Genomic DNA, 13,282 nt, shown 5'->3' with positions numbered 1-13,282 from the left:
TGTTATGACAGACCCCTTTGAATACATAGACATTTTAGACGGCGGTATGGGGCGAGAATTAGAGCGTGTGGGCGCCCCCTTCAAGCAGCCAGAGTGGTCTGCGCTATCGCTTATGCAGTCTCCTGAGAAAGTAGCGCAAGTGCATCGCCACTTTTTAGATGCCGGCGCTCAGATAATCACAACCAATGCCTATGCTATTGTACCTTTTCATATTGGTGACGACGCATTTCAAGGGCAAAGTCTTTCTTTAGCTCAACGAGCCGCTCGTATTGCGAGACAAGAAATAGACGCATTTGTCACAGAGCAAGAGGCACAAGAAAAAAACACTCCGCTACTTGCCGGCTGCATTCCACCTGCATTCGGCTCATATCGACCCGACTTATTCGATAAAAGCCAGGTTGAAAACATTCTACGTCCCTTGATAAAAGGCCAGCAAGATGACGTGGATTTTTGGCTCATCGAAACCGTATCTTCAATAGAAGAAGCCAATGCAGTTGTTTCTATGCTAAGAGATTATTCTACCTTACCTATTTGGCTTTCTTTTTCTCTTGCCAACAGACACAGCGATTCAGAAACGCCTAAGCTTCGCTCTGAAGAGCCATTGGCCGACATTGCTGCAACACTTGATGGTGTTGATGCAGTTTTATTTAACTGCTCTCAACCAGAAGAAATGGAAGACGCCATTGCTATGACCCGCAAAATGAACAGTGGCATACGCATCGGTGCCTACGCCAATAGCTTCTCTGAGCGCAACCGACAACATGAGGCTAATGCACTGCTCTCATCACTGCGCAACGATGTAACCCCAGAACAATACTTACATTATGCAAAAACGTGGGTTAACGCGGGAGCGTCGATTGTTGGAGGTTGCTGCGGAATTGGCCCTGAACATATAGAAGCATTATGGGACTATTTTAAAAATCCCTGCCCCCCTTCCCAGAAAAAAGAAAGCAGAATCACCTAGTATCCTCTAGACAATAAGAAGTCAGGATCAAAAAACGCCCTCATGGGGCGTTTTTTCACACAGAGCGTGCTAGCTCTTTAGGTTTTTATCCAGAAAGTTAATTAACCCCTGATAGAGCTCTCGCCTATCTCCCTCATCGAAGACACCGTGCCCCGCCTGGGAGTATTGAAGATACTCTGGCGGGTTACCTGCCCTAATAAGCGCTTTAGAAAGTGCCTCTGAGTTAATTTCTGGCACTCGTCTATCTTTAGAACCGTGAATAAGCATTACATTCGCTTTGATTTTATCTGCATGGTACAGGGGCGAGTAGGCTTTAAGTTGCGCTTTGTCGTTACCCAGCACTTTCTGCAAATAAGCTTTACCACCCCAGTTATTAGGGATATCACTTTGCGTGAACATGTATTGTAAATCATAGATGCCTACATACCCTATTGTACACTCGTAAAGGTCTGGCTCTTTTACCGCAGACATCAGCGCCGCGTATCCACCGTAACTCGCTCCGTATGCACAAACGTTATTTCCATCTACGTACTCTTTATCGATAGCCCATTTTACGGAGTCGTTGATATCATCAATCATTTTACCGCCCCACTCGCGATAACCTAACTTCTTGTACCTTTCTCCATAACCATCACTGCCGCGAAAGTTCACTTGTAAAACCGCGTAACCACGGCTGGCTAAAAACTGCGTTTCGCTATTGTAATCCCAGAAATCTCTGGTACCGCTTTGATGTGGACCGCCGTGGATCATAACCACTAGAGGAGGCTTGTCCTCACTTGATTGCTTTGGAAGGGTCAGGTAGCCATTAATTGTTTCGCCATCTGATACTTCAACGCTAATCGGTTTCATCGGCGCGAGTAATCTAGGGTCTATCCAGGAGCTATTTGCCCATATAAATTGCGCATCTAGCGTTTCACTATCAAATAGATAGTATTCACCGGGGTTTACATCGCTGCGTACATGCACAAGTAATGTTTTCCAATCTCTTGTGTGACTAGCAATGGCAACAGTTTGATCGCCAAAAGCCTCGGCTAATAGCTTATGTATTTTTCGTGTTCTACTTTCTTCTTTCGCATACACATATTCAGACTTATTCGGGTAAGTGACGCCCACTGCAGGCATACCATTTTCGTCATATAAAACTTGCTCGATATCGGTTGCGTGAGAGTCGAAAATTTCAGTGTACTCTCCACTTTCAAGATCTAGCTTAAAGTAGGTGTAAATAACCTCTTCACCAGTAAAGCCTGATAAATAAACGAACTTCTCATCTTCACTTAAGCCTCGTGGAATTAGGTTCTGAGCTACGCTAAACGCATCGCCTAAATTTTTCCATTCACTGTCGTTGCTTTCTCGATATGCTGCGTGATACTTACCGCTCTCATCCTGCCAACGCATAAATAGAACTTGGCCATCTTTTGTTGCCAACGCGCTGCTGCGGTTGTACGGCAGCACGTCTACTTTTCGCTTTCTACCTGTAGAGATATTTAACTTACTAATGATGGGCTGTTTAACCCGATTATCATAGTAAGTATCGCCTTGCTTATCCCATGGATATTCAGTGATTAAAATATGTCTTTCATCATTTTCTAAAAGGCTTAGCACCTCTTGACTGGCCAGCACATCATCTCGACTTGATAAACGGCTGCCTAGTTTTGCGTCCCCTGCTCTATAGCCATAGAGCAATTCTGTTTTACTGCCGTCAACATTCATAGCGAAAAGTTCACCAGTGGGTACTGGCCTATCATAAGAAAATTGCTTTTCAGCATATTCAAATAAAAGACGCTCGCTATTTACCCATGTGACACTGTGGATAATGTCGTTATTTTGAGGCCGAATCCCGCCGACAATCGCCATAGTATCTGTAGACAAAATACCAAGGACTACTTTGTTATCTGCCCGCACCCGCGCCGCTAAATGTTTGCCATCTGGGGAGAGCTGAAGGTCGAGGTAGTCACCGTGTTTGATAAAATAATCGAGGGGAAGCTGATCGTTTGCAGAAATAAATAAAGAATAAAAGGCCAAAATGGCCCCTAAAATCCGTCTCATAAATGTCCTTTTGACTTATTAGTAGGGCTTTTTTTTATTGAATCTACATGACTGCCATATCATTTTCAATAACAGACATAATCCACCGAGTAATATTTAATGTTTTATTTTTTGGTGAGTTATGCCCGCAAAGAACCACTAAATGTGGTTAACCATCTTTAATGTTACTAACAAACTCGCACTACCGAGTTACCACGTTTTTTGCTCCTTTTAATAGCGCTTCTTTGTCGATTTTATTAGGGACTTCCACGCCGCGCCTCGCAGCGGGACGAGCTTCAATACTGTTCTTCCAACGAATGAGATTATCTAGCCCGTCAATGCTGGCTCCCGACCACTCGTAGGTTCTTACCCAGCACCAGTTTGCCATATCAGCAATACTGTAATCGTCAACCAAGTACTCGTGGTTGGCGAGGTGACCATCTAACACCGTGAACAGCCGACGCACTTCGTTTTGATATCTATCGATAGCAATGGGCATTTTTTCTTCCAGGTAACGATAGAAAACATTGGCTTGTCCCATCATCGGCCCTACGCCGCCCATCTGAAACATCAACCATTGCAACACTTTGCTGCGCCCTTTCGCATCACTTGGTAAAAACATACCGGTTTTTTCAGCTAGATAAATCATTATGGCGCCTGATTCGAAAACCACGTGATCGTCTTCACTTTTATCCACAATTACCGGTATGCGACCGTTAGGGTTTTTAGCGAGAAACGATGCGGTTTTCTGTTCGCCCTTCAAGAGATTAACGGGCACAACAGAGTATGCTAATCCCATTTCTTCCAGTGCTACGGAGGCCTTCCAGCCATTCGGTGTTGCTGCTGTATATAGGTCAATCATTAGGCTTTGGCACTCGCTCTGCTATTCACACTGTCATACCAACGAAGAAGGTTGGTTTGTTCATCTTTAATTCTAATATCAACAACCCGGGCAAAATCGATGGCGCATAGAGCGGTAATATCCGCAATTGAGAATGTGTCCCCAGCAATAAAGGTGTTAAGTTCTAATCTGCGTTCCAAAATATTAAGATACTTAGACGCATTAATGCCCGCTTCTTTGCCATATTCTGGAACAGGGACCATACGATCTTTGAAATAGCCTGTGGTGTGCTGAAAACACATGCCAACTTGAAGCATAAAGGCCAGCTCTACTTGCCGCTGCCACATTGCGATAGTGCCTTTTTCAAGTGCACTACTTCCCATTAATGATGGCTCTGGATGAAGTGCCTCAAAATAGGTGCAAATTGCATCTGTTTCTGCAATGCATGTTCCATCGTCAAGCTCAAGAATGGGTATTTTACCAAGGGGGTTTTTCGCACGCATTTCAGCGCTCAAGTTTTCACCCTTTTGGATATCAACCTGAACATAGTTCATATCAATACCTTTCTCAGCGAGAAACATGCGAACGCGGCGTGGATTGGGTGCGGTTTTGGTTTCGTAAATTTTCATACTTGTAGGGGCCTTGTTTGTTTTAAGTAGATTAGAACTTAGTAAAACAGGGATCAAATCACTCTAAATTAAGGTGAGTCTATTCAGTCATTGAATGGTTATACCTGTTTGCCCAATCATTAATTGTTGCTGCTCACCACTACTCTAAGACGCTTAATTTCATTTTCTGTAAAATCCGAGGTCTCATATTCACGTATCAATTTACTGTATTCTTGCTTTGAAAGGTTAGCGCTTTGTAGCTGTTTAACATGAGCGCGGTAATCTTCTACTTTCTGTTCCCACACGCCCTGCTTTTCCCACAATGTATTAAAACGCTCAGCCACTTCATCACCAAATTCAGCGCTTATTGCACTAAAGCGAGAATTGTCATCACGGTATTGCTGCTTTATTTGTTGAATTCTATGCATATCAACCGTTGGCTGAAAGGCTTCGCTATCGCTTGCAATAGCAAGAGATTCGACGATGGTATTCTTTTTTTCCTCACGAGTGAGGGTGTTGTCTTGGGCTATGGCCAGCCTTGCTAGCGCATCGTTATCGGAGGCTGCATCACTGCCAAACAAATATTCGTACTCTTGATGACTGAAAAACTGCCGTCGTAAATCATATCGGGCGTCTAGCTTTTCCTGAACACTTTTCAGTGACGCCTGAACCGTATTTATTTCCACATCTTCGCTGGCTAATGCCACTTTGTAGTTAACAAAACGGGAAAACAAGTCTACTGCGTAATTATGGGTATCTTTGGTATGCAGCGATTCACTGTGGGTCACGTAGGCAATTTGTACGGCCAACGGCGCTTGTTCAGCGTGTTCTGCAATAAAGAGCTCGAACCTGTCCTTAACCCAAATATTAAGCACAAATGGAATGAGGTTTTTGGTATTTTCACCTTCCTCTGTGGATGAGGCTGCCTGGTTTGCAACAGTGCTTTTTACAGCAGCGTGTAACGATGGGGACGCCCCATTGTTAGCGATATCTTGTGAGCCTGAAGTCGTCGCCACAAAAGCTTCTGTATCGCTCTGTTTTGTAGCAACCGTCAGTAACACAACAATGATAAGGAGGACAAATAGCCCTCCTCCTATAACTGCCGCTTTCACTACAGCCCTTGACGTTTCAGTCTGTTAGCCTGTTGCACGAACACATTCACTGGGTTGGTTTCAAACCAGTGGGTAATACCAAAACTTTGATTAACCTCATCGAGATGGTTCATTCTGTAGTTGTCTCGCAGTACTTTGCCTAAGTGAGAGCTACAGGTAGCCACTAATCCATCATTGGCTTCGTTAAATGCAGTGCCAGTAATGGCTAAGAAAGGGTCAATAACGTCAAGCGCATTGGTAAAAGTTTTACCTCCACTCCATGAATAGTAATACACCCCATTTTCCGCCAGCATTTTGCCATCATTTCTGCAGTACGCCGATGGCATACCCTCTGGGTAGCGTTGATTAAATCTCACGGTTTCATCCGTTGATAACGAATTTAACGCAGCAATAGCGTCGGTGGGTTTGTCTCTAGGATCTGACCCCGAGGCAAACTCAATAATGTTGGCAAATGCGTTAACAACTACCCCAGCAGCATCTTCTTGAAAAGAGTCTTCAGCAATAGCACTACGCAGTTGGTCTGCGACCTTACTGCCCCAATTCACACCGCCTACTGAGCTTACTGAAGCAACTTTACCTGGTGCAACGCTTGCCGCATAGCGTGCAGTTGGACCACCGTGGCTGTGCCCAATCAAATTCACTTTTTCAGCGCCTGATAATGCAAGCACTTCGTCTATATAGTTTAATAACTGCTCACCGCGTACTTCCGTTGAGTTTGCAGGTGATACTTCGGCAATGTAAACAACAGCACCATTGCGTGTTAGCTTTTGCGGTACTTTGTAGAAGTAATCGACAAATAAGATATCTTCAAACCCAAATAGGCCATGTACTAGCACTATAGGGTATTTCGTTTTCGCGTATGTGGATGCTGAAGCATGACTGGCAAATGCCATGCAAATGACAGCTATTAGTAGTGACACTCTTTTAATTATTCTCATGTGTTTCCCCTTTATCGCACGACTTTTAGTCGCATCGACTTTTATCAATCAGTTCGGTGTGAACGGCAAACTATTCGCACAGGTCTGTGGTCAGACCTTTGTTATAATTATGTAAACACAGTGTAAATATCAAGGAGAGGATAAAATTTTTAATATATAGGAAAGGGTTATCTGACGTTATTTAAGAAATGTTTTATTGGTCTTCATTTAGTGATCAATGAGTTATGAAAATTTAAGCGTATGGCTATCCATACTATTTTTAGTATGGATAGTGACCATTAGCATTGGACATACACAATGGAAGTTTGCTGGCAATTTGCGTTGAAAATATCATTCCAAGTGCTACAAATAACAGAGGCACTAGACCTGCTGCTGGTTAGCATAAGCCTGAATATAATTCACCGCGAGACTTGATGTAGTATGCCACGTAGAAGTGAACGGATTGAGCTTCATACCCACTTGATGCTGTACTTTGAAGTCGTCGCCGACCCAATTGATTAGCTCTTTAGGGGTGACAAACTTACGCCAGTCATGAGTGCCGATAGGCAGGTAGCGCATAACGTATTCAGCGCCAACAATAGCAACGACGAAACTTTTCAACGTTCTGTTTAGCGTCGCTAATATTAGCAGTCCACCGGGTTTTACCATGCTAGCGCACTCATTGATTAGCTGCTTTTGGTTCGGCACATGTTCAACCACCTCTGCATTAATCACCACGTCAAACTGTCGACCCTCTTTAACGACCTCGCTAGAGAGTTGATGGCGATATTCCACATCCACATTACTTTGCTTAGCGTGACGTTTAGCCACCTGTACGCTTACTGCGCTGGCATCAATACCCGTGACCGTGGCTCCTTTTGACGCTAACGGTTCACTGATTAGGCCGCCGCCACTGCCAATATCAATGATTGATAGGTTAGAAAAGGGCGTCGAGCTCTTTTGGCATGTAAAGTGTGAGCGTATTTGGGACTCAATAACCTCAAGCCTTGCTTTGTTAAAGTCTAGCGCCGTTTTAAATTTACCTTTTGGATCCCACCAGGTTTCAGCAAGTGCATCAAATCTAGCTATTTCCTCTTGAGAAAAGTTGACGTTGCCGCTTTTGGTGCTCTTATCCAACATGTGTGTGTTACCTTAAGTTTGTATTTCGAAAAGCATGTTTCGAAACCCGTATTTTGAGAAGCGTATCTCAAAAAGCGTATCTCGAAAAAAGGAGTGTACAAAAAGGGGTTATCTACATGATGTGTAAAAAGGGATGCATCCCTTTTTACACAAAACCGTATACACTCTAGATTTACTAGATACGCGATTAGCGAGGTATTTGATTTTGGCAAATGCAAAAAATGTGTATGGCAGACCGCTTCAGCTTTGCTGCGGCAACGCCGGTTTTACGAGAGAAGGCTTTTGCTATGTGCCTTCGGCTGATGTGGGCAATCATAGTGTATGTGCAGTAGTAACAGATGAGTTTTTACAATTCTCTTTGCGCCAAGGTAATGACCTTATAACGCCGTGGCCGAGCATGGAATTTTCGGGCCTACTTGCGGGCGACAGATGGTGTTTATGTGCAAGTCGATGGCTACAAGCTTATGAAGCTGGTGTGGCACCTACCGTGCGTTTAGAGGCTACACATGAAAAAGCGTTGGATGTTATCCCGCTAGCGATACTTGAAGAGTATGCAGCAACGTAATTTCATTGAAAATTGACACATTAAAAACATGTCTTTCTCGAAATGTAGCAATATCAGTTTATATAAAGCGTAAAAAATGAAGGCGCTTATTAGCGCCTTAATTATAGCTTTACGATTACTGAGGCGTGCGCAGCACCATGAGTCGTGTCTCTGACATATCCTCAATGGCGTAACGTATGCCTTCTCTGCCCAAGCCAGAGTCTTTCACCCCGCCATAAGGCATGTTATCTACGCGCCAGCTTGGTACATCACCAATGACAACACCACCAACATCCAGTTCGTTCCACGCCTTATGCGCTTTATAGATATCTCGGGTAAATACGCCAGCCTGCAGTCCATAACGGCTGTTATTAACTTCATCTAGCGCCTCTTCATAACTGTCAAAAGAATAGAGCACCGATAGCGGACCAAAGGCTTCTTCCGCGCTAGCATCACAGTCTTTCGGTACTCCTTCCATTACCGTAGCATCAAGCATGGCACCGTCTCTGGTACCGCCACACAGAATTTTTCCGCCTGCTTTTTCAGCATCAATAATCCAGTCGTGAAGTCGCTCTGCCTCGCCCTCAGAAATCATTGGCCCAATAAAGGTATCTTCACTCGACGGATCTCCACTGACCAGCGCTTTTACTTTTTCAACGAAGCGCGCTTTAAAATCATCATAAATGGCGCTGTGTACAAGTAGCCTTTGCACACTAATACAGCTTTGACCTGACTGATAGTAAGCACCAATGATAATACGCTCTACGGCATCATCAAGGTCGGCATCCTCATCTACAATGCACGCCGCGTTGCCTCCTAGCTCTAACACTACCGGCTTTTTCCCCGCCTTGGCCTTGAGGGCCCAACCCACATCTGGGGACCCTGTGAAGCTGAGCAGTTTCAAACGTTCGTCTGTTGTAAAAAGGTCTGCGCCATCTCTACTGCACGGCAAAATAGAAAACGCACCTTTGGGCAACGCGGTTTCAGCGAGCACTTCACCAATAATAAGTGCGCCGATGGGGGTACGTGACGCCGGCTTCAGCACAAATGTACATCCCGCTGCAATAGCTGGGGCCACCTTATGCGCCGCTAAATTAAGGGGAAAGTTAAAGGGCGAAATAAACGAACATGGGCCAATTGGCACCTTCTTCGTCATGCCTTGATACCCTTTAGCTTTCGCTGAAATCTCTAAATTAACCACTTCGCCATTAATGCGAACCGATTCCTCTGCAGCAATTTTAAACGTGTCGATAAGGCGACTTACTTCGCCTTTAGCATCTTTAATTGGCTTGCCTGCTTCTATGCACAGTGCCTGTGCAAGCTCATCGGCCCGCTCCTGAAACCGCTTTACACAATGCTCCAGCACTGCTTGGCGCTCATAAGGTGCCATTGCAGTCATTGCAGGCTGGGTCGCTTCTGCCGCCGCGATGGCCTTGTCGATAGTATCGGCGTCAGCGATGGCAACCTGCGTGGCTACCTCACCGGTATATTTATTTATAACGTCAAGATTAGTATTAGCGTAACACGCTTCGCTTGCGAGATAGTACGGATAGCTTTCCTTTAACATATCGGCTCCTTCTTTCTTTGCATTGCTTTATTGACTTGCTGCTCTACTACGCTGCATCAGCGCGCAATATCATAGCTTAGCGCTAAGTTCTTTAATGGTATGGTTAAGCGTTTCATCGTTCATGCTGTAATCAATGGGGCAATCGATGATGTGAACGCCCGGGGTCTGTAAACAGCGCTCAACCATAGGAATAAGTATGTCTGTATCATCCACTCGCCAACCCTGCGCACCATAGCTTTGAGCGTATTTAACAAAGTTGGGGTTGCCATAGTCCAACCCAAATTCGTCGAACGCCATGTTGGCCTGCTTCCATTTGATCATGCCGTAGGCGTCATCTCGTAAAATGATCACCACGAGATCAAGCTTAAGCCGTACGGCGGTTTCTATTTCTTGGCTATTCATCATAAAACCGCCGTCACCACAAACACTTAACACGGGAACGTCTGGATTCACTAATTTTGCAGCCATTGCAGATGGTAATCCGGCGCCCATACTGGCTAATGCATTGTCGAGTAAAAGAGTATTGGGGTGATAAGCGGGGTAATTACGAGCAAACCAAATTTTATAGATACCGTTATCAAGGGTCACAATGCCGTTGTCAGGCATCACCTTTCTAATATCTCTCACAAAGCGCTCTGGCAATATTGGAAAACGATTGTCGTCTTCGGCCTCTGCACGATGATGCACATAAGCTTCATGAACGTCTTTGTAAAAATCGAGCTTCCAGTCTTTTTGCGGCGTAATTTCTTCTTTGATTTGCCAAATGCTATTAGCAATGTCGCCAACGACTTCAAGCTGCGGGAAATACACAGGGTCCACTGCAGCGGGGTCGAAGTTAACGTGAATCACTTTTTTATCGTTGTGATGCATAAAGAAGGGCGGCTTCTCTACTACGTCATGGCCTACGTTAATAATAAGGTCTGCCCGCTCGATAGCACGGTGTACAAAGTCACCATCCGATAGTGCCGTGTTGCCGGCAAATCGCGGGTCGCTCTCGTTAAGCACGCCTTTACCCATTTGCGTGGTCACAAATGGAATACAGGTTTTATCCACAAATTCGCGGAGCATTTTAGCGGTAAGCTTTCGATTAGCACCGGCTCCAATTAATAGCAGTGGCGAAGTTGCATTTTCTATCATGGATACAGCAGAAGACACCGCTTTATATTCCGCAATAGGTCGTCTTGCCACACTTGGATCTAAAAGGTGCGCGGTAGTTTGTTCTGCTGCGATGTCCTCTGGTAGCTCAATGTGAACCGCGCCAGGTCGCTCTTGGTGAGCCAGTCGAAATGCTTCCCTCACGGTTGAGGGTATTCTGTCACCGCTTACCACCTGCGTGGTAAACTTGGTGATAGGACGCATCATGTCGACAATATCGATGACTTGAAAGCGCCCCTGCTTGCTGGTTTTTATCGGTTTTTGCCCCGTTATCATCAACATGGGCATAGCGCCAAGTTGCGCGTAGGCAGCGGGAGTGACTAAATTCGTTGCTCCTGGGCCAAGTGTGGCCAGACACACCCCTACTTTACCGGTTAATCGCCCGTAGGTAGCGGCCATAAAGCCAGCACCCTGCTCGTGTCGCGTAAGCACAAGCTTAATGGATGAGGAACGCAATGATTCAAGCAGGTCTAAATTTTCTTCACCTGGAATGCCGAACACGTACTCAACGCCCTCGGACTCAAGTGCCTTCACAAATAAATCAGACGCTTTCATAAACCACACACTCCTTTGTTGAATAAAATTCAAATAGTGCCTATTGCTACGCACTTAAGCCAAAAATCGATTGGTGTGGCTATAACAATAGGTGAATTGTGGTGTTTGTGCCCAATGATCGTGGAATTTGTGCCTAACTATTTTGCTGTTCAGCTTCCCATTGTTCGAGCTTTTCTTTGGTGGCTGCATCTACCGATGCTTTGTTCTCACTTACCCACCAACGTTCCATTACTCGCACATTTTTTTGATTTGCTTTGTAAAACACGTCGACGATGTCGCCAACAAAGGGAATAAAACCTAAACCAAAATCGATGGCAGAATTTTTTACCATCTGCGCAACTAAGGCACTTGGCATACCAAGAGATTTACCAAGCCAAACAATGCGCAAAGAAACGAATAACATGAGTGCATCACCTGCACCAGGGATTAAGCCGACAATAGAATCCAAGCCAATTTTGATAGGGATGAAAGGGAGTTTAATCGCAGTATCTAATAAGTTGGCGAGCTTTTGCGCCTTCAGTAATGCCGGTGGTGCTTTAACGTCCATATTCACTCCTTTTTGGGCATACTGCCCTGATGTAAATTAACAATGAGGCATTAACATGCCCCATTTGAATGACCAGAGCTCAAACCAAGCCCTATATTCTAGGGCGTATAATAAGACATAGACTTCGGGGCGCTATTTCTTTGAGCTTAAACTTCAGAACCTAGCGCCTTGGCTAATCCTGCGCGCACCGAATTGTCAGATTCTACTGTCCAACCATGAAGGTTTTCTTGGACAATATCAAATAACACATCGATGTGTTCTTTATCGCTATTTAGCGCGTCAATATATTCATAACGCTCTCCGCCTGCTTCCATGAAGTACTCGTGGTTCTCTTCGCCTATCTCTTCGATAGTTTCTAGACAGTCAGCGGAAAATCCTGGGCACATCACTTGGATTGACTTAACCCCTTTGCCAGGAAGCCCTTTTAACGTTTCGTCAGTGTACGGCTTTAACCATTCTTCTCGCCCAAAGCGGGATTGGAATGTCGTCATGTATTCATCATGAGATAGGCCGAGCTTTTCAGCAAGTAAGCGTGATGTCTTGTGGCATTCGCAGTGATAAGGGTCGCCATTCATTAAGTAACGCTTAGGAATACCATGATAGGAGAGAATAAGCTTATCGGCACGACCGTGTTTTTCCCAGTGCGCTTTCACCTTATTGGCAAGGGCTTCGATAAAGTTACTTCTATCATTGTAGTGGTTGACAAAACGCAGTTCAGGTAACCAACGCCTTTTCGTAAAATCATTTGCTATCGCATCGAACGTAGAGCCTGTCGTGGATGCACTGTATTGAGGATAAAGAGGCAGCACTACTAGTTTTCTTACCCCATTTTCTAACATCTTATCAATAGTGTCGCTAATGGCCGGTTGGCCGTAACGCATAGCAAAATCGACGATAACATCATCGCCATACTTTTCTTTACAGCGCTGTGCGATAGCTTCTGACTGGGCCTTGGTAATCGATAATAATGGTGAACCTTCATCTGTCCATACCGTAGAATACGCTTCGGCAGAGCGCTTTGGGCGAATATTCAAAATAACCATATTTAGAATAAACCACCAAATTATACGTGGCACTTCAACAACCCGCGGATCTGATAAAAACTCTTTTAGATAAGGGCGTAGCGCCTGTTTAGTTGGTGCTTGAGGTGTGCCTAAGTTGGTGACCAACACGCCAATTTTATCCGCTTGGCCGTGAGTAAAACCTTTATTCGATTTGTATTTCATTAACAGCAGTCCGAAAAGTACAACGTAATGACACTATTATACTGAATTAACGACCTTTATGATCTCTTGTGAGTCCATAAA

At 44.8% G+C, this 13,282-nt stretch carries 12 protein-coding genes; 2 read left to right on the top strand and 10 right to left on the bottom strand.

Annotated features, from left to right (window positions below):
• Window positions 1-4: 4 nt before the first annotated feature.
• Entirely contained in the window at window positions 5-964 is a 960-nt protein-coding gene (locus V7R39_RS16925; protein WP_334032109.1) for a homocysteine S-methyltransferase family protein, read from the top strand.
• A 69-nt stretch (window positions 965-1,033) separates the two neighbouring features.
• Here V7R39_RS16925 and V7R39_RS16920 read toward each other — a convergent pair whose 3' ends face one another.
• From V7R39_RS16920 to ubiG, 6 genes are all read right to left on the bottom strand, one after another.
• Window positions 1,034-3,010, bottom strand: a complete 1,977-nt coding sequence (locus V7R39_RS16920; protein ID WP_334032108.1) for an alpha/beta hydrolase family protein — start codon at window positions 3,008-3,010, stop codon at window positions 1,034-1,036.
• A gap of 181 nt (window positions 3,011-3,191) precedes the next feature.
• Entirely contained in the window at window positions 3,192-3,851 is a 660-nt protein-coding gene (locus V7R39_RS16915) for a glutathione S-transferase family protein (protein ID WP_334032107.1), read from the bottom strand.
• A complete protein-coding gene (locus tag V7R39_RS16910) occupies window positions 3,851-4,459 on the bottom strand; it encodes a glutathione S-transferase family protein (RefSeq protein WP_334032106.1) in 609 nt (202 codons plus the stop codon). Before V7R39_RS16910 ends, V7R39_RS16915 begins: the two co-directional genes overlap by 1 nt.
• A 119-nt stretch (window positions 4,460-4,578) precedes the next feature.
• Entirely contained in the window at window positions 4,579-5,550 is a 972-nt protein-coding gene (locus tag V7R39_RS16905; protein ID WP_334032105.1) for a lipase chaperone, read from the bottom strand.
• Entirely contained in the window at window positions 5,550-6,443 is an 894-nt protein-coding gene (locus V7R39_RS16900) for a lipase family alpha/beta hydrolase (protein WP_438823560.1), read from the bottom strand. The genes V7R39_RS16905 and V7R39_RS16900 overlap by 1 nt, the downstream gene beginning before the upstream one ends.
• A 405-nt stretch (window positions 6,444-6,848) precedes the next feature.
• Complete coding sequence (ubiG, locus tag V7R39_RS16895; RefSeq protein ID WP_334032103.1) at window positions 6,849-7,607, bottom strand: bifunctional 2-polyprenyl-6-hydroxyphenol methylase/3-demethylubiquinol 3-O-methyltransferase UbiG; 759 nt, start codon at window positions 7,605-7,607, stop codon at window positions 6,849-6,851.
• 205 nt (window positions 7,608-7,812) lie between these two features.
• Here ubiG and V7R39_RS16890 point away from each other — a divergent pair, with 205 nt between their 5' ends.
• Entirely contained in the window at window positions 7,813-8,172 is a 360-nt protein-coding gene (locus V7R39_RS16890; protein ID WP_032097788.1) for a DUF2237 family protein, read from the top strand.
• A 115-nt stretch (window positions 8,173-8,287) separates the two neighbouring features.
• Here V7R39_RS16890 and V7R39_RS16885 read toward each other — a convergent pair whose 3' ends face one another.
• The 4 genes from V7R39_RS16885 to hemH all read right to left on the bottom strand — a co-directional run bounded on the left by V7R39_RS16885 (window position 8,288) and on the right by hemH (window position 13,201).
• Window positions 8,288-9,718, bottom strand: coding sequence for an aldehyde dehydrogenase family protein (locus tag V7R39_RS16885; RefSeq protein WP_334032102.1), 1,431 nt, complete (start codon window positions 9,716-9,718; stop codon window positions 8,288-8,290).
• A 69-nt stretch (window positions 9,719-9,787) separates the two neighbouring features.
• Entirely contained in the window at window positions 9,788-11,428 is a 1,641-nt protein-coding gene (locus tag V7R39_RS16880) for an acetolactate synthase large subunit (protein WP_334032101.1), read from the bottom strand.
• A 133-nt stretch (window positions 11,429-11,561) separates the two neighbouring features.
• Window positions 11,562-11,975 (bottom strand): DUF4112 domain-containing protein, encoded by a 414-nt coding sequence (locus V7R39_RS16875; protein WP_334032100.1) that lies wholly within the window; start codon window positions 11,973-11,975, stop codon window positions 11,562-11,564.
• Window positions 11,976-12,121: 146 nt separating this feature from the next.
• Window positions 12,122-13,201 (bottom strand): ferrochelatase, encoded by a 1,080-nt coding sequence (hemH, locus tag V7R39_RS16870; protein WP_334032099.1) that lies wholly within the window; start codon window positions 13,199-13,201, stop codon window positions 12,122-12,124.
• Between the last annotated feature and the right edge of the window lie 81 nt (window positions 13,202-13,282).

Source organism: Alteromonas sp. P256, assembly GCF_036864455.1.
Lineage (GTDB): Bacteria > Pseudomonadota > Gammaproteobacteria > Enterobacterales > Alteromonadaceae > Alteromonas.
This window is presented reverse-complemented; position numbering and strand designations above follow the sequence as displayed.